19 protein-coding genes and 1 pseudogene are annotated in these 18,808 nt (G+C 59.7%); 9 read left to right on the forward strand and 11 right to left on the reverse strand.

Translation table 11 applies throughout. From position 1 onward, the window contains the following. The 3 genes from AC3WOG_RS35615 to AC3WOG_RS35625 form a co-directional block, all read right to left on the reverse strand. A partial coding sequence (locus AC3WOG_RS35615; RefSeq protein ID WP_492582570.1) for a shikimate dehydrogenase family protein occupies positions 1–617 on the reverse strand: 617 nt, incomplete at its 3' end. A gap of 150 nt (positions 618–767) precedes the next feature. After that, on the reverse strand, positions 768–1,220 hold the full coding sequence (locus tag AC3WOG_RS35620) for a cupin domain-containing protein (RefSeq protein ID WP_154562583.1): 453 nt from the start codon (positions 1,218–1,220) through the stop codon (positions 768–770). Between the two features lie 120 nt (positions 1,221–1,340). Beyond that, a complete protein-coding gene (locus tag AC3WOG_RS35625) occupies positions 1,341–2,774 on the reverse strand; it encodes an MFS transporter (RefSeq protein ID WP_492582571.1) in 1,434 nt (477 codons plus the stop codon). 86 nt (positions 2,775–2,860) lie between these two features. Between AC3WOG_RS35625 and AC3WOG_RS35630 the strand changes: the two genes are divergently transcribed. From AC3WOG_RS35630 to AC3WOG_RS35655, 6 genes are all read left to right on the forward strand, one after another. Further along, positions 2,861–3,667 carry an IclR family transcriptional regulator gene (locus AC3WOG_RS35630; RefSeq protein WP_171927816.1) on the forward strand — a complete coding sequence of 269 codons (807 nt, stop codon included), beginning with the start codon at positions 2,861–2,863 and terminating at the stop codon, positions 3,665–3,667. Between the two features lies 1 nt (position 3,668). Further along, positions 3,669–4,481 (forward strand): 2-keto-4-pentenoate hydratase, encoded by an 813-nt coding sequence (locus AC3WOG_RS35635; protein WP_492582572.1) that lies wholly within the window; start codon positions 3,669–3,671, stop codon positions 4,479–4,481. Between the two features lie 9 nt (positions 4,482–4,490). Continuing rightward, positions 4,491–5,384 carry a fumarylacetoacetate hydrolase family protein gene (locus tag AC3WOG_RS35640; protein ID WP_492582573.1) on the forward strand — a complete coding sequence of 298 codons (894 nt, stop codon included), beginning with the start codon at positions 4,491–4,493 and terminating at the stop codon, positions 5,382–5,384. 29 nt (positions 5,385–5,413) lie between these two features. Beyond that, entirely contained in the window at positions 5,414–6,109 is a 696-nt protein-coding gene (locus tag AC3WOG_RS35645; protein ID WP_492582574.1) for a hypothetical protein, read from the forward strand. A gap of 767 nt (positions 6,110–6,876) precedes the next feature. Further along, positions 6,877–7,815, forward strand: coding sequence for a hypothetical protein (locus AC3WOG_RS35650; protein WP_492582575.1), 939 nt, complete (start codon positions 6,877–6,879; stop codon positions 7,813–7,815). A gap of 287 nt (positions 7,816–8,102) precedes the next feature. Beyond that, positions 8,103–8,189 carry a cyclase family protein gene (locus AC3WOG_RS35655; RefSeq protein WP_492582765.1) on the forward strand — a complete coding sequence of 29 codons (87 nt, stop codon included), beginning with the start codon at positions 8,103–8,105 and terminating at the stop codon, positions 8,187–8,189. Here the strand turns inward: AC3WOG_RS35655 and AC3WOG_RS35660 are convergent. From AC3WOG_RS35660 to AC3WOG_RS35690, 7 genes and pseudogenes are all read right to left on the reverse strand, one after another. Next, positions 8,183–8,659, reverse strand: coding sequence for a tyrosine-type recombinase/integrase (locus tag AC3WOG_RS35660; RefSeq protein WP_492582576.1), 477 nt, complete (start codon positions 8,657–8,659; stop codon positions 8,183–8,185). The two genes, AC3WOG_RS35655 and AC3WOG_RS35660, sit on opposite strands and share 7 nt — an antisense overlap. A gap of 152 nt (positions 8,660–8,811) precedes the next feature. Beyond that, positions 8,812–9,555: an acetoacetyl-CoA reductase gene (gene phbB / locus AC3WOG_RS35665; RefSeq protein WP_492582577.1), complete on the reverse strand. Its 744-nt coding sequence runs from the start codon at positions 9,553–9,555 to the stop codon at positions 8,812–8,814. Positions 9,556–9,719: 164 nt separating this feature from the next. Beyond that, on the reverse strand, positions 9,720–10,295 hold the full coding sequence (locus tag AC3WOG_RS35670; protein WP_492582578.1) for a phasin family protein: 576 nt from the start codon (positions 10,293–10,295) through the stop codon (positions 9,720–9,722). Between the two features lie 242 nt (positions 10,296–10,537). Further along, the gene (locus AC3WOG_RS35675; protein WP_492582579.1) at positions 10,538–10,735 is read right to left on the reverse strand and encodes a hypothetical protein; all 198 of its coding nucleotides are present in this window, start codon (positions 10,733–10,735) and stop codon (positions 10,538–10,540) included. A gap of 491 nt (positions 10,736–11,226) precedes the next feature. After that, entirely contained in the window at positions 11,227–12,792 is a 1,566-nt protein-coding gene (locus tag AC3WOG_RS35680) for a methyl-accepting chemotaxis protein (protein WP_492582580.1), read from the reverse strand. A gap of 480 nt (positions 12,793–13,272) precedes the next feature. Then, positions 13,273–13,545: a hypothetical protein gene (locus tag AC3WOG_RS35685; protein ID WP_492582581.1), complete on the reverse strand. Its 273-nt coding sequence runs from the start codon at positions 13,543–13,545 to the stop codon at positions 13,273–13,275. Next, positions 13,529–13,989 (reverse strand): annotated as a pseudogene (locus AC3WOG_RS35690) (MgtC/SapB family protein); the annotation flags it as partial. The pseudogene AC3WOG_RS35690 and the gene AC3WOG_RS35685, both read right to left, overlap by 17 nt. Before the next feature lie 285 nt (positions 13,990–14,274). Between AC3WOG_RS35690 and AC3WOG_RS35695 the strand changes: the two are divergent. The 3 genes from AC3WOG_RS35695 (at position 14,275) to AC3WOG_RS35705 (ending at position 17,672) form a co-directional block, all read left to right on the forward strand. Continuing rightward, a complete protein-coding gene (locus tag AC3WOG_RS35695; protein WP_492582582.1) occupies positions 14,275–14,844 on the forward strand; it encodes a TetR/AcrR family transcriptional regulator in 570 nt (189 codons plus the stop codon). 50 nt (positions 14,845–14,894) lie between these two features. Further along, positions 14,895–15,812: an oxidoreductase gene (locus AC3WOG_RS35700; protein ID WP_492582583.1), complete on the forward strand. Its 918-nt coding sequence runs from the start codon at positions 14,895–14,897 to the stop codon at positions 15,810–15,812. Between the two features lie 444 nt (positions 15,813–16,256). Next, positions 16,257–17,672 carry an IS1182 family transposase gene (locus AC3WOG_RS35705; protein WP_492576091.1) on the forward strand — a complete coding sequence of 472 codons (1,416 nt, stop codon included), beginning with the start codon at positions 16,257–16,259 and terminating at the stop codon, positions 17,670–17,672. 225 nt (positions 17,673–17,897) lie between these two features. Here the strand turns inward: AC3WOG_RS35705 and AC3WOG_RS35710 are convergent, their stop codons facing one another. Then, positions 17,898–18,728 (reverse strand): SDR family oxidoreductase, encoded by an 831-nt coding sequence (locus AC3WOG_RS35710; protein WP_492582584.1) that lies wholly within the window; start codon positions 18,726–18,728, stop codon positions 17,898–17,900. Between the last annotated feature and the right edge of the window lie 80 nt (positions 18,729–18,808).

Genomic DNA, 18,808 nt, shown 5'->3' on the forward strand with positions numbered 1-18,808 from the left:
CAGCCGGTTTCAGCAGCAACAGATGCCGCAAGGTCGCCAGCCCGATGCCCGTCGACATCGGATACGGTTAGCTTGCTAGCGCCTGCGGACGCAACCGCAAATGCGATGGCGCTCCCCGCACCTCCGGCGCCTAAGAGAAGCACGGACTTATTCGCCGGGTGGTTGCCTTCCCACTGCATCCCAAGAACGCAACCGACGCCATCAAATATCGCGCCGACCCAACGTCCATCTGCTTCACAACGGATGACGTTGAGCGCGCCGACCTGACGGGCAGTTGGATCTAGTTCATCGACAAATTCCAGCATCCGTTGCTTATGAGGCATGGTGACGAGCAGGCCGGAGAGATTGCCCATCGCTCGTGCACCGCTGACGAACTCGGACAGGTTTTCCGCCTTCACCCAGAACGGAACGCAAGCCGCGTCCACGCGCTGTTCAGCAAAAAGCTGGTTCAACAATTGTGGCGACTTAGCTGCCGTCAGTGGATCGCCCACTAATCCATAAAGTCGCGATTTACCTGTGATATGTGGATCCATGGCTGTTTGGTGTTCGATGTTGGCTGAAGGCGTAGTCTTGCGTGACTGCTCGGAAATGTGGCGTACCAAGCGCGTGTCGGACACATACAATCTCCGACCGAGCCCCTTTGATGACGAAGACCGCATCTCTTTGACGCAACGCGCTCAATTCGACTTTGGGCCGTCTGCGGCTGTCGGATGCGCCGAGAACTGGCGATCTCATGACACTCGAGAAGGCCCCAAGGGTATAAACAGTCACTTCCAAGGCGCCGGCGGTACGTCCAGATCCCAAGTCCCGTAGACAGCGGGCTCGTTAATCTCGATGACCTCGAGGTCGTCGGAGCGCCCTATCACGTTGTGCGGCACGCCGGCAGGCTGCGACAGGCCGTCACCAGCGTTAAGCGTCACGTCGCCCTCCACTCCGGCGAAACGGAACGTCACGGATCCGCGCAGCACATACAGGTAGTGCCCAGTCATGTCGTGCCAGTGCCAGCCAGTGGGATCGGTGAACGGCTTCAGCGCACGAATGTGTTTCGCTCCGATGCGACCGTTGGTCACCGCGGCGAGTCCGAGGTCGCGATACTCAGAGTCGGCGCGCAGGCCCTCCTGGTTCCAGGGCGACTCGGCCGCGCTGATGCGCGCAAACGCGCTTAGAGATTGCGCGAGCTCGCGCGGGCCGTCGTAACGGGGTGTGTCTTCGTTGTGCATGTGCGTTCCCTTTGTGCGGTGTCAATCGATTTGCAAGCGCCGCAGTCGCATCGTTTATGTTCGGCTCATGCCAAGTTGCACCAACACAGTGGTCGCAATGAGTAGGGCCGGCCAGAACGGCTACGAGCGAATCTGATTTGCGAGATCCTGGGCATCGGCAGTTTTGATTCCTCCGGCCATCGCTTCGCCGCGCAAGCGCTCGTACTCGACTTTGGGTACCGGGACCGCATCGCGGTCGCCGAGATCGTTGAGGCGGATCCGATACGTCTCCCGCGTAGTGAAAGCAGCGAACGCGGCGACAAGACAAATGCCGAACGTCAGCAAACCGATCTTCAGCGGAATATTGGTGGAGCCGGGGGGCGCGACAGCTACGAAGAGTGTTGGCGTCAGTGCAGCAAGCGTCGTCCCAACGTTTTGTCCGATGGCCATTCCCGTCACGCGCACCCGCGTGCGGAATAATTCTGGGAAAAGGCTCGGGAAGACACCGTTGAAGCCTTGGTAGGCAACGCCCCACATCAGCATCGAAAGAATCAGCGAGAGCCAGAGGTTATGGATGCTGATGGCGTAGAGGTATGCGAACGAGAGCAGCCCGGCGCTGAGGACGCCTGCGAGAACGGGCGGCCTGCGGCCAATTCTGTCAGAGAGATTGCCGACGAAGGGAATCAGTATGACCGAGCAGATGTTGCCAAGAACCGGAATCAAAAGAAAGACGCCGGCAGAAAAGCCGATACCGTAGGCCGGCTGGACCGCATACGCGGCGCCGAAAACCGTAGCGAGAAGCGCGATGACGGCGGTGAGCGCCATGCAGATTACGCGCAAGACATCGTCCCAACTCTGCCGGAGGACTTCGACGACCGGTGAGGCAGGAACTTCGCCATGGGCCTGCTCCTCGGAGAAAGCCGGAGTTTCCTCGACCTGGCGGCGAATGACGTAGCCGACGATGATAACGACAAAACTGAGGAGGAACGGAATTCGCCATCCCCAGGAAGCGAACTGGTCCTTCGGCATGTAATGCGCGAGGGGCAGGAAGACCGCTGCCGCCAGGAGCTGCCCAGCTTGCACCCCTTGGAGCGTGAAGCTCGCAAAGTAGCCACGCCGACCGAACGGTGCATGCTCAAGAATCATGGAACTGGCGCCGGAGACCTCTCCCGCGACGGCGAACCCCTGAATGAGCCGGAGGGTGACAAGCATCACCGGAGCCCAGATGCCGGCCTGCTGATACGTGGGCAAGAGTCCCACGCCCATCGTCGAAATGCCCATTAAAAACATGCAGAAAATCAGCACCGTCTTCCGGCCGTGTCGGTCGCCGACGTGGCCAAGCACCATCGCGCCTATTGGTCGGGCGACATAGCCGACGCCGAAAGTCGCCAGTGATGCGATGATGGCAACCGTCGGGTTGCCAGAGGGAAAGAAGAGCTGCGGAAAGAGTAATGACGCTGCGGTCGCGTAAATAAAGAAGTCGTAGTACTCGAGCGCTGAGCCGATCCAGCCGCTGGCCGCGGCTATCTTCGACTGGCGCTGACGATGGGCCTCAACCTGGGTGCTTCCGTTCATGACTTGTCTCCGTCGTGGATTGACTTTTCGGCGCCGTTCCGTTATTGTTGTAACACCGTTCCAGTAAGAACAATGTTATCCATATTATGAGAGTTGTCAAGGGAGCAGTTGACCGTTCGCTTCAGGCGATCGAGTTGCTCGCACGTGAAGCGCGCTGGATGCGTATGTCCGATATCGCCGCTGAACTCGAGCTGGAGAAAGGCCCCGCCCATCGCGTGCTTGCGCAGCTGTGCGAGCAGGGCTGGGCTGAACAAGATGAACAGACCTCCCAGTACCGCTTGACCTTGAAGCTTTCTTTGCTTGGTCAGCGGTTCCTGCACGGGCTCGGGTTGCCGGGCCTGGTGCAGCCGATTCTCGACGAACTCGCAGCGCAATGTCACGAGCTAGTTCGGCTGACGGTCGTCAATGAAGGGACACTCGCGTGGTTCGCTGCGTCTCAAGGCGCGGCGCCCGGTCTCATGTATTCGCCGTCCATGCATAGTCCCATCGCATTGCATGCCACATCGGTCGGAAAGGTGTGGTTGGCGACAATGTCAAACGACGAAGCAATCGGGCTCGCACTGCGCGGGGGGCTCGGCCAGCCCAACGGCGCAGGGACATCGAAGGCGATTAATAGCGTCGACCGATTGATACCGGAGCTCGAACTGACGAGGCAACGTGGCTATGGTCTGGTCGTCGAGGAAGCCGAGCCAGGTGTCGTCGCGATGGCCGTGACCGTGCGCTCGCTGATTGACGGGGCGGTAGTCGGGACGATGAGCATTGCTGGGCCGGTCTTACGCATACCGCCGGAGCGTTACGACGCCTTTTACGCGCTTCTGCGCGAAGCATCCGCGAAGTTGGGAGCTGTCTGGCCGCGACAGAGCGTCGATCGGCACGTCAACGAGGCGGCCTGAGATGCCGGACGCAGTTCATGCTTCTCAGCGAGTCGCCCTTTGGCATGAGAAGGCAGCAAGCATTCTCGTCGCAGCGCGCCGTCAAGGCACGCAAGTGGAGCGCCTCCCCGTTGAACTGCGGCCTTCAACGGTTGACGAGGGCTTCGCGATCCAGCGAAAGGTGAGTGATGCCCTTGAGAGTAGAACCGGCGCATGGAAATGCGCGCTGCCGTCGGCGGACAAGGTCATCGCCGCGCCGATCTACGCGGATTTGATCTACCGCAGCGTCGAATGCAGCTTCAGCGCCGGCTCGGTGCAGTCTACCGTGAAGGCAGAGCCCGAACTCGCCTGTTATCTAACCCGCGACCTGCCACCTCGAAGGTACGCATACAGCGAAGCCGAGGTGCTCGATGCTTTAGGTGACGTCCACCTCGCGCTCGAATTGCTCGGCAGTCGTTATTCGCATCCGGCGTCCCTGACATTTCCGGAATTGCTCGCGGACGGTTTGTTTAATGCCGGGCTCGTCATTGGGCCGCGCGTTGAGTTCGTCGAGGCGGCGAGGCCGGACGATCTTCCTGCAGAATTCGTCATCAGTCTGACTGCCGCCGGTAAAACCTCGGTTAGTTTTGCTGGTCGGCACCCTGATGGCAATGTCGTATCACCGATCGTGTGGCTGGCCAATTTTCTCCGCGAACGCGGCCTCGGACTGCAAGCCGGCCAAGCAGTGATCACGGGCTCCTACGCAGGCGTGCTCGAGTTGCCGCTCGGTCGGCAGTTGCAAATTGGGTTTGGTGCGCTTGGCACCTTGCCCATTCGCTTTCTCTGTTCTGAATAGGAGTACTTAATGCGTCTCGTCCGTTTTGGCAACCCTGGCCAAGAGCGTCCCGGTGTCCTTGACTCAAGCGGAGAAATCCGCGACCTCAGCGGCATCGTCGGTGACATCGATGGAAAAACTGTTTCGCCAGCCGCCTTGGCAGAGCTGCGCGGACTCGACCTCAGCAGCCTCCCGGTTGTGGAGACGGGCACGCGGCTTGGCGCTTGTGTTGGCAACGTCCGCAACCTTGTCTGCATTGGTCTGAATTACTCGGATCATGCTGCCGAAACCGATACGCCGATCCCGCGGGAACCCGTCGTGTTCAACAAACATACGGGCTCGATCAGCGGTCCAAACGACCCGGTTATCTTGCCGACAGACGCGCAAAAGCTGGATTGGGAGGTGGAATTAGGCGTCGTGATCGGCACCCCCGCCTGGCAGATCGACGAAGCAACCGCCCTGGATCATGTGGCGGGTTACTGCCTTGCCAATGACGTTTCTGAACGCGCATATCAGCTCGAACGTGAAGGCCAGTGGACAAAGGGCAAAAGCAGCTTCTCCTTTGCGCCGCTCGGCCCGTGGCTCGTGACGCGTGATGAAGTCCCCGACCCGCAGGTACTCGACCTGTGGCTCGACGTCAACGGCACACGTCGTCAGACTGGCAACACACGCACGATGATCTTCAACGTCGCGCATATTGTGGCTTATCTCAGCCGCTTCATGCCACTCATGGCGGGCGACGTCATTATTACCGGAACTCCGCCCGGCGTGGGCCTCGGTCAAAAGCCGCCTGTCTTTCTGAAAGCGGGCGATACGATGACCCTCGGCGGTAGCGGACTTGGCGAGCAAACGCAGAAGATCGTGCAGTATTCGGAATCGCTTGGCGCGGCGTGGAGCCGTGGCGAGTATCCGTCGGCACGATAAGACAACTCCACCTGCAAAAAGGAAAAGATATGAGCCTTGCTGGAACAGGCGTCGTCGCGATTTGGCATGATCTGCTGCCGGAGGCGAAGGATGAATTCTACGAGTGGCACAACCGTGAGCACATGCCCGAACGCGCGGGAATTCCTGGGTTCAGGCGCGGGCGGCGCTACATTGCGCTGGATGCGGGACCCGAGTACTTCAATCTCTATGAAGCCGACACCGTGGAGGTGCTCGGCGCGCAAGACTATCTCCTCCGGCTAAATTCGCCGACGTCGTGGACGAAGCAGGTCGTCCCCTCGTTTCGGAGCGTAGCCCGCTCGATCTGCCATGTAGCATATTCAGACGGTGTCGGACAGGGTGCCTATCTTGTGACGGTGCGCTTCGACGTGCCTTCGACGGCGCGCACGGAAGTCGTGAAAGGTCTGCGTCAGCACGTCCTGCCACCACTTGTCGAGATGGCGGGCATCACCGGAGTTCACCTTTGCCTAGCCGATGAGGTTGTCAGCAAGGTAGAGACAGCGGAGAAGCGGGCGCGGTCTGAAGGCACGCAAGTGCCGACATGGATCGTCTTGATCGAAGGATGCCGCGCTGACCGCGTCCGTTCAGCGGTGGACGCTTTCAATGCCGGACTCGTGGCTTTGCCCGGCGTCGGGATAGCTACGCCTAGCTGCGCGCTTTATCAACTCGAGTACACGCGCTGCAAGACGCCGTGGAGCGCCGGGTGACGCGTCGTTTGCACTTTCGAAGCAAGAGGCAGTGGAACTGTGGCATTACCCCCCGGTTTCTGTGCCGCAGAGAACCGCTGCTGTCACACGTCGGTGTGACGGGCGGCTTGCCCTCCGATAGCCGACATTGAGACGACGACAGTACGAGCGTCGCCTGTGGGTCGATCACCGTCATTCGAACCGGTAAGTCGCTATCTCCTCGGCTACCGCACGCGGCAACGTCGTGCTTCATTGTCCAATTGCCGAGCTCGCGGCAAGTCAGTCGCGCGAACCCTGTTGCCCTGCAGCGAACACTTACGCTTAACCAGGTTTTCCGTTCCACTACGCTCAAACGCCAAAGTCCGCGACGCGAGCCTGCCCGGCACCGCGCCCCTGAAATGTGGTCATGAATTGAACTGCAATTCCGCTAAATGCACAGTAATGCTTATCATCCTGTCAAACTCTGACCCATGACACGAAGAAACCGGCCGTCCGGAGCACAGCAGGGGCAATTCCGGCGCGTTCAGGTTCCATCAGTCGCAGGTCGCTAGTGCAAATCGTCATATCAATAGGAATGCGAAGCAAATAGAGCGCGCAAATCTGCCGATGGCGGGTTGACGCTGGTCCGTCGCTGACCTATATTGGCCGGGTAGTTCGATTCGGTCCTGTCGTCATGGCAATAAATGCTTACCCACGTCGAACCGAGCGGGTACTTGTACCTGTCCTTTCGACCCCATCGTCCACGCCCGAAGCACCGTTCGCGTTTTCGTATGACGGAAGGTTCAACAATGGGCGATGAAACCACACGTGACCCGATTTTTCCGGCAACCTGCGTGCGCTGCGGCGGCAGGGTTTCGGAGGCGGTTTCTTTCTGTCCGCATTGTGGCGCGCATGCGTGGCTTGCGTTCGGCGATCGTGCGTGGACGAAGAAGCCCGATGTAGCCACGGCGAGCGCAGCGCACGCGCGTGCGCATGTTCCGCATGACAAGCTGCTGTGGCCGTCGCAGTCGAGACCCGTGTTCGCGTCGGCCGATGTCCATCCATATGGCCACACGCGCCCGCATTCGCTTGGCGGTGCCCGCCATTGGCGATTGAAAACGAGCGTAGCGCTGGCGTTGCTGGCATGCGTCGCCCTTTATGGCGGAACGGTGCTGTTGCACCGGGATGACTCCGCCACGCGTGAACAGCAGACGACGTCGAGCACGGTGGAAGGCAGCGTCACGACAGATGGCGTGAGCCAGGCGAACCAGGGCTCCGTGCCGCCGCAGGGGCCGACGATGGTCCAGGGCCCCGGGGCGGCACAAGGCTCGATCACGCCGCAAAGTCCGACGGCGGGGCAAGACCCGGCGACGGCCGCGACTGTCGCGGCAGCGGCGATCGCTTCTTCGGCGGCGCCCGCTGCAGCTGCTTCCTCGGTGGTGTCCGCGCAACCTGTTGCGCCTGCGATCCCGGATCGCGAGACACATTCGCAGGACGAAAAAGCCTCGTCACCGAGCTCGACAGCGAGCAACAAGGGGTATGGCGACAGGAATCACAGGCTGATGTCGCTCGCCCTTGCGCGAGCGCATAGCGGTCTCGAGAAAAATGATCTGGCTATGGCCCGATCAGGGATCTACTGGGCGCTTTCATTGCAGCCGGACAATAGCGAGGCACTCATGCTGAAGCAGGATTTGCTCTCGCGGCAAAAGGCGCGTGATGCGGGGTTGCACGCGGCTCGCACCCGATAGCCTCCATAGCGACGATGTAATTCGTGATCGGGAGCGCGGCACGTTCGCCGGGATGATGAACGCCACGCGCGTGGGCGCCGCTTGCCACCACGATGTGCCTGTCGATAACTCGTCCATTCGACGTGCTAGCCAATATCCGTGGAGGGCGACCCGAAAACGCCCGGGTCGCCTCCGGAACGCGATCGGGTGGACCGACCACGACTTGAACGAGCCGACATGGCCCCACGAGGTCGGGCAGCGCTAGCAACTCGGCGCGTAATGCCGGATAGCCTGGCAGCCGCGCCACGATCCCAACGGAAAATCTCTCCTGCGGTGAGCATAAGGGGACGCATTTCGATGCGCCGGTCCACTTGCGAAGCGATGTACCTTATTGAGGCGCGTTACTGAGCGCTTTGGCCGCTCGGCAACGCGCTGTACACCGCTCAGCCTGACTTCTAGTACGCGACCTTGAAGGTCGGCGAATCTTCTGGCCGGCCGCTCCCATGTACGTGTGGAGGCGTGCCGCGCTTACCGGATGGAGCGGGACGTAACGGGTCCTGCCGCCCTTGCCGTGCACGCGCAGATGCGGCACGCCGCGGCGGTCGTGAATGTCACGAACCTTCAGCAGGCACAGTTCCTCGCGGCGCAGCCCGTGATACAGCAACACGGCCAGCATTGCACGATCACGCTGTCCCTTGAATGTGGTTGGATCGGGCGCATCGAGCAGGGCGCGGGCCTGATGATCACCGAGCGCCGGTGTTTTGCTCTCGTGGCTGTCGACCTTCGGGCGCTTCGCGCCCTTGACCGGGCTGAAGTCAACCGCATTCCTTTCACACAGGTACGCTGCCCCAGTCCCACCAGTCACGATGGTGATCCAGCCGTCTGAGCAGTTTTCGGCGCATTTGCTCCCGGTGATAGTGAGCGGCGACGCACGCTGTTGCCGTCACCAGCACGAATGACCCTACAACGATTGCCACTGCTTCGCTCATCGGAACCTCCATGGCTGATCTCCCGGGTTCACTGCAGATGTTGCCCTCCGTTGATCGCGATGTTGGCGCCGGTCACAAAGCCCGCTTCGCGCGAGCACAGGTACAGCACGAGTGCGGCGACCTCGTCGGGCTGTCCGAGCCGGCCGACCGGAATCTGCGGAATGATCTTCGTCTCGCGGATCTCCTCGGGCACCGCAATCACCATCTTCGTCGCGATATAGCCGGGCGAGATCGTGTTGACAGTGACGCCTTTTTTCGCCACCTCGAGCGCCAGCGATTTCGTGAAACCGTGCATGCCGGCCTTTGCCGCCGCATAGTTGGTCTGACCGAACCCGCCCTTGGAGCCGATGATCGACGACACATTGATGATGCGGCCCCAGCCGCGCTCGACCATGCTGTCGCACACCGGCTTCGTCATGTTGAATACCGAATCGAGATTGGTCCGGATGACCGCGTCCCAATTGACCTTGTCCAGTTTCTTGAAGCTGGCGTCGCGCGTGATGCCGGCGTTGTTGATCAGGATGTCGACCGGTCCGACTTCCACTTTGATCTGCGCCATGCATCTTTCGCACGAGTCGTAGTCGGCGACGTCGACCGCGTACGCGCGGAACTGTCGTCCCTCGGCTTCCATGCGTGTGAGCCACTCGTTCGCACCGGTGTTGCCGGGCGAATAGGTGACTACGACCGCATAACCGGCGTCATGCAACTTGATGCTGATCGCCTCGCCCAGTCCACCCATGCCACCCGTTACTACCGCGATCTGCTTTGCCATCGAATCGTCCTCACAAATACCAGCGGCGTGCCCGTCTGGAGCAACACTGCCTTCAGTCAAAAATTGGATGCATTGAAATGCCGGATTCTTATCCAAAATGAATAAAAGGAATCCTACATATATATATGGAACCGATAACGCGAGCATCGCTGCCCGCGTGAGTCTTAGCGCTTCGCGCTCGCGGCTACGGCAGCCGACTCGGCGGCACTACGTTTGGCGGCCCTGGACGCTGAGGCCGTGACGGATTCGAGATTGGTCCCGGCCATCTCCACGGCCTGTTGCCCCGTCTTCTGCAGCGATTCGTACAGCGTGGTGGTGGCGCTGATCGCGGACTTCCATGCGGCGATCGCCGCTTCGGAACCCGCGGGAGCACTCTTCGCCGCTTCCTCGACGAGTGCCTGAACCTTAGCGTTGTAGCGTTCGTATTGCGACTGTGCAACTTGCGCGATCTCGGCCTGCGTGGTTGACGCGATGTCGAAGAGTTGACGGCCGTATGCCAGTGATTTCTCCGCAAAAGGCGCGGTGAAACCGGCTTGCAGCGTGAACCACTGCTGCGGGTCTGTAGTGGCGGGCGCCTTCGTCAGGTTCTCCTGCGACTCCGCCAGCGTGGACTTGACGACCTGCAGGTTCAGTGCGACCAGTTTTTCGACGCCTTCAAAGACCTTGCCGGTCAATCCGAAGAATGCGTCGAGGCCGGCCTTCTGCGATGCGGCGATTTGCTCGGGACTCGATAGAGCCATTATTGAAATTCCTCAGGATTCAGTCCGCCGCGCGAAAACCCGGTCGACCGGATGTAGCACGGCGAATGGCGGTGATTGATGGACCGAAGCGCAGGGACGCCTGCCAGGTAGCATGCGTCGCGAACACTTCGGAGGGTCGTTACAGCAGGAGGCACTACACATTAAAGTCCAACAAAAGCTTACTTCGCTTACTTTTCTTCGGCGCGCTCGCGGCGTGATGCAGCGGCACGCGCCGTAATTCCCTAGCGCCTACGCGCGACGGCCTTGAGAAGGGAATCGCCGTCGCTGGTGACATGAGGACGCGAGCCTCCTGAAGCGAGGTTTTCCAGTGATATGAGTTGCTGCTCGAACAGCGTGTCGAGCTCGGCGCGGCCTAGATCAATCTGATCCGGCGAGGCCTTGATGAGCATCAAGGTGGCGAATTCATGGGGACTCAGCATATCGGGGTGCCGTCAAGATTCGGGCTGGCTTGTACGCTTGCGATCTGGAAAGTCCCACTGCGTAGGGATCGGCACAAACCGTGCTTCGAGCGGTTGAGCCGGGGACAATCTCATCACAGCAAGTGCTTGATTTGATTAATTGTGCAGCGCCGCTATCGTACGTTGGCGTCCGAATCTTGACGGCACCCCAAATACGACGCCGTGCGTGACAGGGTACTCGCCCTGTCGCGCGAGAACTCACAGGAAGCGTTCACGCTCGCCAAGGAACAGATCAGGCGGCACAGATAATCAGTCACGCACTGCGCCCCCGATGCTCGGACGACCGCTTTTCGGTTGAACCCGCCGGTTGGTGTTGACCACATAGTCGGCAAGCCGAGTCCGGCCCTCGGGCACAGCCCCTCGAACGCGATCGGTAAAATGACATTAACGCGACCGCGTTACGGATAGCTTCGACAATATCGTACGAGGACGACCGTTCCCGGAAAATCTGCTCAAATACCTCCCAGCGGTATTGCCAGCTGCCTCACCCTGAAAAAGGAAATCCGTTGTTTCAACTCGACCGTTTGCCGAACCAGTGAGGCTGCAGCGGCCGACGCCTGCTCGACGAGCGCTGCGTTTTGCTGCGTAGCCTCGTCCATAAGCGAGACTGCCTGATTGACCTGTTCGATACCAGTGCTTTGCTCGCGAGATGCGCTCGATATTTCGCTCATAAGCGCCGTAACCCGTGCCACGGCCGTGCTTACCTGGCGCATGGAATCGCCCGCTCCCTGGGCGAGCAATGCGCCGCTTGTCACCCGTTCATTCGAAGTCAGGATCAGATCCCTGATTTCTTTCGCGGCGGCCGCGCTGCGTTGTGCCAGCATGCGGACCTCTGACGCCACCACTGCAAAGCCGCGCCCCTGCTCGCCCGCACGGGCCGCTTCGACAGCCGCGTTTAGCGCCAGTATGTTGGTCTGAAACGCTATTCCCTCGATGACACCAATGATGCTGCTCATTTGCTGTGCGCCCGTCGCCAGCTGACTGATCATCCCGGCAACACGACCCACCTCCGCGCTACTGCCGCCAGTCGCTTCGGACGCGGCGCTCGCCAACGTGCTCGCCTGCATGGCATTCTCGGCAGTGTGTTTAACGGTGGCCGTCAGTTGCTCCATACTTGCCGCCGTTTCTTCCAGGGACGCGGCCTGTTGCTCCGTGCGCCGTGACAGGTCGTCATTGCCGGCTGAGATCTGTGCCGATGCTGTCGCGACGGACTCGGCGGTCTGGTGAACGTGACGGACGACGTCGGAGACCCTCTCGTTCATGCTGCGCATGGCGTCCAGCAATTGCCCCGTTTCGTCAGCCCTGTCGACGATGATCTCGCTAGTGAGGTCACCGCTTGCGACTGCCCTGGCGACAGTCACAGCGGCCCCGATCGGGCGCGTGATGCTTCGGGTCATGAAGACGGCGAGCAACGTCGCGGCAATCAGCGCGGCAATCGTGACCACCACGACAGCGACTTCCGCGACATGCGCCAACTCGGTAATCGTCGCGCCCTGTTCTGTCGTGCGCTGCATGACGATCTGGATCATTGCGTCCAGCGCCTTTCCGATCGGCTTGTCTGCGCCGGCGACGCTCCTGTCCCGAACATCAATTGCCGCCCCTGACTCCACAAGCGGAGACAGTCGGTCCATCGACGCCCGATACGCTCTCGTTGCATCGAAAAGCGCCTCGCTTGCCGTCTGTTCGTCCGGGCCGAGATGCCCACCGGTTTCCAGCGCCTTGACAGCAGCATCGATGTCGTCCATGTTCGCCAGAAACTTCGCCTTGTAGGCGCCCCCGCGAAGCACATAGTCCTTGTAATTATGAACGGCATCGCCGAAAGTGCCTTTGGCGTGCTGCAGAACCTTTAGCTTGGCAAGAGTGACCGATTCAAAATCGGTCCATTCATTTGTGATTCGCGTGAGCTTGATGAATGCCGTCGCGCCGAGTACCACTGTGAGGAGCGCGGCAAGGGAGAACGCGATTGCGAGACGCACCCCGATACGGAGATTTCTGAACCGAAGGAAAGTACCTGTCATTGTTTGTCCTTATCCTGGTCGTGAGAATCGAGAACCCCTTCAGATGCATCGCTGCTGGTCTCATCGAACCGATCGGGCTCAGGCAGATTCCGGAAGCGTGCCATGCTTCATGTATTACGGCCTGATTCAACGCGGACTTAAGAGACGGAGCGGCACGAAAAGGTTTGCGACCGGATTATTTTTTCATCAGAATTTACCGATAATTGACAAAGTAATTTCCTAATCGCGAAAGGAACCTAACTAACCTTCAGGTAAATGCCATAGAGCCTCTGCTGGAGTTCTCGATATGGTCCACCGCAATATCCTGGTGCAAGGTAGAAGACACCCAGGCAGGCGATTCCGGGCACGGGCCGACGCGGCACCCGACAGGTAGTCGGACGGGCATCCAGATCAGTCAGAGCCAGACGCACATCAGGTAGAGGACCCATCTGTTGTTCGATCTGCCAAGTTCAAGATCGCTTGCCGGTTAGCGGCCGAACGTTATTGGCTTTCCTGACTAAAAAGATCATCAACAATTCGCCGTGCAGCGCTGTGACCGCCCATCAAGGCATCTGCCTCCGTCGCAAACGGGCGACCGCCGATCTCACCGAAGCGCAGCGGCGAAAATACCGCGACCGCATTGCCTGCCTGAAGAATTCTGACTATCGCCACGTAGTCCGCGCGCGCAGCGGCCCCGGCATTCGGCCGCCCGCTAAAGTCAGATTCGACACCCACCACAAGGGTGTACCCGTGATATTCATACGTACGCGTCATGGCCTACTCCGCTTTCATCTGCCATCCGGCACTCACGGACGCCCGGCATCGCTGCCAGCCGTGTGCGGATCATCTCGAATTGGCCGTCGCGCGCGACAGCCCGATCTGCACGTCGTCGAGTTCAGGGTTGTCTTCCGATTGTTGGACCATGAGCTGCTTGACCCGGACACTTCCCGTACCCAGGGCGTTGTGCCCACTGTCGAGCGATACGCTGCAGCGTTCGACCAACAGGGTTATGTTGCGCTGTTGTTTGACCGAAATGAAGCGACGTTCGAGCAGCGTCACGCCTGCAAGGATGATCAGGATACTGATCGTCGCGCCGAGGGCGGCGGTGTACATCCCACCACCGATCGCCAGACCAATTCCTGCGACCGACCAGAGGCTGGCAGCGGTCGTCAAACCTCGCATGATCTCTCCACGCAACAGGATTGACTCCGCGCCGACCACTATAAATGGCCGCTCAGGATCGAACCGAGTCGGCCGCGTCGGGCAGAGGTCGGCCACCAAGAGTCATTCGCCGGCAGCCGTCGATTGGACATCAGGGCGACCGCTCCACACCAGCAACCGGCCGTTGCATCAAGACGGACATCGTGATTGACGCGCTGACGATGGCGTGGTCCCGACGTCGTCCTGAGCCCGGCGCGCTGCATCTCTTAGCGCGCCACTTGACGGCCGAGGCTATTAATCCAATAATTGAGCAACCACTTACTCAATCTAAGATACCTGACTATGGCTCGTCCCTTGAGCGAGGAAAAGCGTGATGCCCTGCTTGAAGCTGCTGCAGCGCTCATTGCCCAACTCGGCCCTGGCGCTTCTACAGCGAAGATCGCCAAAGCAGCTGGCGTGTCTGAGGGGACGCTGTTTACCTACTTTCCGTCGAAGGATGATCTCCTGAATGATCTGTTCGTTGAGATAGAAGGTGAGCTTGCGGAGTCGATGCTGGCGCCATACCCGATGGAGGCGTCAGCACGTGACAGGCTGTTCATCGTTTGGAGTCGGCTGATCGAGTGGGGACTGAATCATTCCACGGCGCGCAAGGCGTTTCGCCAGTTGAAGGTGTCGGATCGAGTGACTGCAGCGAGCCGCAAGCGCTGCCACGCCATGTTCCGAGAAGCTCGCTCGATCGTCGAACAGTGTCTTGCGGGGCATTCTGCTCCTGAACGAGTCGCTTTCTATATCGACACGATTCTGTTCGATTTGGCGGATATCACCATGAACGCCATTGCGGCCAAGCCGAAGGAGCGTGAAGCGATTCGACAGGCGGGGTTCGACCTCTTTTGGAAAGGCTCTGCGGCCTAAATTTTTTGCCAGTTAAATGAGTATGTAATCACTCATAATAAGGAGTTTGTATGTCGGACCACAAAGGCTTTACCGAGGTAGATGTCCCGAGTCAATCGGGCAAGTGCTTCATCGTCACAGGCGCCAACGCGGGCGTGGGGCTTGAACTGACCAGAGTGCTTGCTGCGCGGGGTGCACGCGTGCTGTTGGGTTGCCGCGAAAGGGGCCGGGCAGAGGGGGCCATTGCGCGCATCAAACAACAGACGCCCAGCGCCAACCTCGCATGGTTGCCACTGGACTTGGGCGACATCGAGAGTGTGCGTGTCGCCGTCGCGAACGTGTCGAAGGAGCCTCGCATCGATGCACTCATCAACAACGCGGGCGTCATGAACCCGCCCCTGACGCGCACCAGGCAGGGATTCGAATCGCAGTTCGGGGTCAACCATCTGGGCGTGTTCGCGCTTACCTCGCTGCTGCTGCCCAAGTTGGCGGAGACGCCGGGCTCGCGCATCGTTGTTACATCCAGCATTGCGCATTTGAAGGCAAAGATCGACTGGGACGATCTCAATGCCGAGCGCAGCTACTCCAAGGGGGAACGTTATGGCGCCAGTAAGCTGGCGAATGCGCTGTTCTTCTTTGAGTTGGATCGGCGCCTGGGCGCGACCGGATCCCCCATCACGGCTGTCGGTGCCCACCCCGGTGTGGCAAGCACCAGCCTGGGTAGGCACATGGGGCCCGTCCAGTTAGTAGGTCCCATCGTCGGCCTATTGCTCAACAGTGCCGCCAAGGGTGCGTGGCCGGCATTGCTGGCCGCGACGGGCCCCGTGAAGCCAGGAGGCTATTACGGCCCGACCGGATTCAGAGGGATCAGAGGCGTCGCCGGAGAGGCCAAACGCGCACCGCAGGCTGAAGACCCGGCACTTGCCAAGCGGCTTTGGGACGTTTCCGTCGCCATGACCGGGATCGACCCCGGATTGCCTGCAATCTGACCGTGCGGGCTGTTTCCACTCCCCCAGCCGCTGCATCGGGCAATCAACGAAGCGATCTGATTTGACCGCAAAATTTGGGGCTACACCTACGACCGACGATGTCCTTGTAGGACTGGACCTGAAAGGCAAACGCGTTCTCGTCACCGGTTATGCCTTCTGGCCTGGACATCGAGACCGCTCGGGCACTCGTTGCTAGTTCGTCGATTCGGATCCTGTTATCAGCAAAGTTCAAATTTGAAGGTGGCCTGTCCTACGAGGAGCCGGCTACACGGTGGACTCCTCGGATTGCGTTTGCTTCCGTTCCAATCACGCGGCGAATATCCCATACGCTCCCAGACATGCCTGCTTGAATGACCCTAACAGCATCGATTGTGTTGAAAAAGTCGCCCGTGGTTCGGAATGTTCGGTATCCTGGAAGACATCGATCGACGGGAGTGATTCGTCATGATGGGTCAACTGGGCCGCGGACAGGACAAACTCTTCTACTCGTTTAACCTCGATAATCACGTCCCTCGCGAACACCTGTTGAGAGGCATCGATCACTTCCTTGATCTGCGCGATCTACGCCAGCATCTCGCGCCGTTCTACAGTCCGATGGGGCGGCCATCGATTGATCCGGAGCTCATGATCCGCATGTTGATCGTCGGCTACTGTTTCGGCATCCGGTCCGAGCGCAGGCTATGCGAAGAGGTACATCTGAACCTGGCGTATCGATGGTTCTGTCGCCTGGGCCTGGAGGACGCCGTACCCGAACACTCGACATTCTCCAAGAACCGCCACGGTCGCTTCCGCGATAGCGATGTACTACGCCATGTGTTCGAGTCGGTGCTGGGTCGGTGCATGTCCGAAGGGCTCGTAAAGGGTGAAGGATTCGCGATTGACGCAAGCATCATCAGAGCCGACGTGAGCTCTGCACGCGGTGTTCCGGGTTCCGGGCCCATCGACTGGGGTTGCGTCAAGGGACAAAGCCGTGCAGTGCGCGAGTATCTGGAAGCATTGGAAGAAGCGAATCCAGCGGGCACCGAAGCGGCGGAGATGGCAGAGACATTGCCCCCTCCAAAGAGGATATCTCTGACGGATCCCGCCGCGAGCTGGACAGCGGCCAAGGGTGGCTTGCCGTTCTTCGCCTACTCGACCAATTATCTGATTGACCTGCAGGCAGGGATCATCGTTGACGTCGAGGCGACGCCCGCGAACCGTTCGCACGAAGTGGAATCAACCAGGACGATGATTGACCGCGTTGAGCGGCGGCATGATCTCAAACCTCGACGTCTTGCAGGCGACACCGCGTATGGCTCGGCAGCGATGCTTGCCTGGATGATCGAAGAGAAGGAGATTGCACCACATGTTCCGGTCTGGGATAAAACGACGCGCAAGGACAATACATTGTCCAGCAGCGAGTTCCTATGGGATGAACTGGCCAATGAATATCGCTGTCCCACCGGGCACGCACTACGCAGTGATCGGCGCAAATTCACGAATCCGCGCTCGCGCGTCACGAAGGCTGACACGATCATCTATCGGGCAAGTCAGCTCGACTGCGAGAGCTGTTCGATGAAGGATCGCTGCTGTCCGAATACACCATTCCGCAAGATCGCCCGCAGCATCCATGAAGCTGCGCGTGACGAAACGAGGCGTATTGCGAAGACGCCTGAATACAAGCGATCTTGCCGTGAGCGAAAGAAGGTGGAAATGCTCTTTGCCCATCTCAAACGCATCCTGAAACTGGACCGTTTGCGACTGCGAGGTCCAAGCGGTGCTCATGATGAGTTCCTGATGGCAGCGACTGCGCAAAACCTGCGAAGAATGGCCAAGCGGTTCATGTCAGGAAGCAAGCAGATGAACCAGGCAGTTGCATGACGAGAAATGAGGATCGTTGCCTCGCCCAAGTTCACCGCTTCGCCGATCGTCACAACTCGATAACGTCGTGCCAACTCCAGCGCCCTGATCCAAAACAAGACTTTTTCAACACAATCGCATCGTTACCAGACATTCAATATTTTCCGCGCGACTGTCGCCTGTGGGTCGATCTGGGACGGCCATCATGCAGCTATTGCGTCAGCACGCCCCTCTGCGCCGGTCCGATTAGCTTATCGAGTCGACTGAAAACGCGATGTCCTTCTGTGCTTCGAGCACCGTCAGGCGCTCAGCCAACGCAGCCCTGATCGAGTCGTAGGCACCGCCGCCAAGCGTCAGGCGTAACGGCGGATGTGCCGAGTCCGCCGCGACGATCATTGCGGCGACCGTCTCGCCTGCATCGCCCCGAATTGCAAAGCTGTTGGACGCAATCGCCCGCCTGACGTCGCCCGCCGGGGTATCGTCGTACTCGGGCATCGGCACCGCGTGATCGAGACCGGCACCGAACTGCGTGCTCGTCGGCCCCGGCTGCACGATCACGAAGTCGATGCCGAATGGTGCCACCTCCTTCGCTACTGACTCGACGAAACCTTCGATGCCCCATTTCGTAGCGTGATAGAGGCTGAAATTCGGGTAAGCGATCTGTCCACCTTCGGACGAGACCTGAACGATCCGGCCGCCGCCCTGGCGGCGCAGGTGAGGCAGCGCGGCACGGATGACCTGAATCGATCCGGTGAGATTGGTGGCGATCTGCCGGTCGATCTGTTCATCAGTCACTTCCTCGGCTGCGCCGAATAACCCATAGCCCGCGTTGTTCACGACCACGTCGATACGGCCCATCGTTTCGAATGCGGCAGCGATATTCGTGTGCACCGCACGGATGTCGGTGACATCGAGTGTCAGCACATGCAACCGGTCGTCGTACTGTTTTTTCAGCTCATCGAGCGCCCCCTCGCGCCGCAGCGTCGCGACGACCCGATCGCCGCGTTGCAGCAGGCGCTCGGCGAGTAGTCGGCCGAGGCCTGACGACGTGCCGGTGATAAACCAGGTCTTCATCATGGTGTGTCTCTCCATAAAGTGGATGGAATGGCATTGCCTGATCACCAGTCTAGGTACCCGTCATTGGTCAGAGAAGTCTC

The sequence above is a fragment of the Paraburkholderia sp. FW306-02-B genome (genome assembly GCF_058782725.1).

What these genes read in the sequence shown, in the direction of transcription:
- phbB (WP_492582577.1), bottom strand. Translation starts at nt 9,555, where the DNA reads ATGGCAAAGCAGATCGCGGTAGTAACGGGTGGCATGGGTGGACTGGGC.
- AC3WOG_RS35670 (WP_492582578.1), bottom strand. Translation starts at nt 10,295, where the DNA reads ATGGCTCTATCGAGTCCCGAGCAAATCGCCGCATCGCAGAAGGCCGGC.
- AC3WOG_RS35685 (WP_492582581.1), bottom strand. Translation starts at nt 13,545, where the DNA reads ATGACGCGTACGTATGAATATCACGGGTACACCCTTGTGGTGGGTGTC.
- AC3WOG_RS35705 (WP_492576091.1), top strand. Translation starts at nt 16,257, where the DNA reads ATGATGGGTCAACTGGGCCGCGGACAGGACAAACTCTTCTACTCGTTT.
- AC3WOG_RS35700 (WP_492582583.1), top strand. Translation starts at nt 14,895, where the DNA reads ATGTCGGACCACAAAGGCTTTACCGAGGTAGATGTCCCGAGTCAATCG.
- AC3WOG_RS35675 (WP_492582579.1), bottom strand. Translation starts at nt 10,735, where the DNA reads ATGCTGAGTCCCCATGAATTCGCCACCTTGATGCTCATCAAGGCCTCG.
- AC3WOG_RS35710 (WP_492582584.1), bottom strand. Translation starts at nt 18,728, where the DNA reads ATGATGAAGACCTGGTTTATCACCGGCACGTCGTCAGGCCTCGGCCGA.
- AC3WOG_RS35650 (WP_492582575.1), top strand. Translation starts at nt 6,877, where the DNA reads ATGGGCGATGAAACCACACGTGACCCGATTTTTCCGGCAACCTGCGTG.
- AC3WOG_RS35695 (WP_492582582.1), top strand. Translation starts at nt 14,275, where the DNA reads ATGGCTCGTCCCTTGAGCGAGGAAAAGCGTGATGCCCTGCTTGAAGCT.
- AC3WOG_RS35680 (WP_492582580.1), bottom strand. Translation starts at nt 12,792, where the DNA reads ATGACAGGTACTTTCCTTCGGTTCAGAAATCTCCGTATCGGGGTGCGT.
- AC3WOG_RS35645 (WP_492582574.1), top strand. Translation starts at nt 5,414, where the DNA reads ATGAGCCTTGCTGGAACAGGCGTCGTCGCGATTTGGCATGATCTGCTG.
- AC3WOG_RS35640 (WP_492582573.1), top strand. Translation starts at nt 4,491, where the DNA reads ATGCGTCTCGTCCGTTTTGGCAACCCTGGCCAAGAGCGTCCCGGTGTC.
- AC3WOG_RS35620 (WP_154562583.1), bottom strand. Translation starts at nt 1,220, where the DNA reads ATGCACAACGAAGACACACCCCGTTACGACGGCCCGCGCGAGCTCGCG.
- AC3WOG_RS35625 (WP_492582571.1), bottom strand. Translation starts at nt 2,774, where the DNA reads ATGAACGGAAGCACCCAGGTTGAGGCCCATCGTCAGCGCCAGTCGAAG.
- AC3WOG_RS35635 (WP_492582572.1), top strand. Translation starts at nt 3,669, where the DNA reads ATGCCGGACGCAGTTCATGCTTCTCAGCGAGTCGCCCTTTGGCATGAG.
- AC3WOG_RS35630 (WP_171927816.1), top strand. Translation starts at nt 2,861, where the DNA reads ATGAGAGTTGTCAAGGGAGCAGTTGACCGTTCGCTTCAGGCGATCGAG.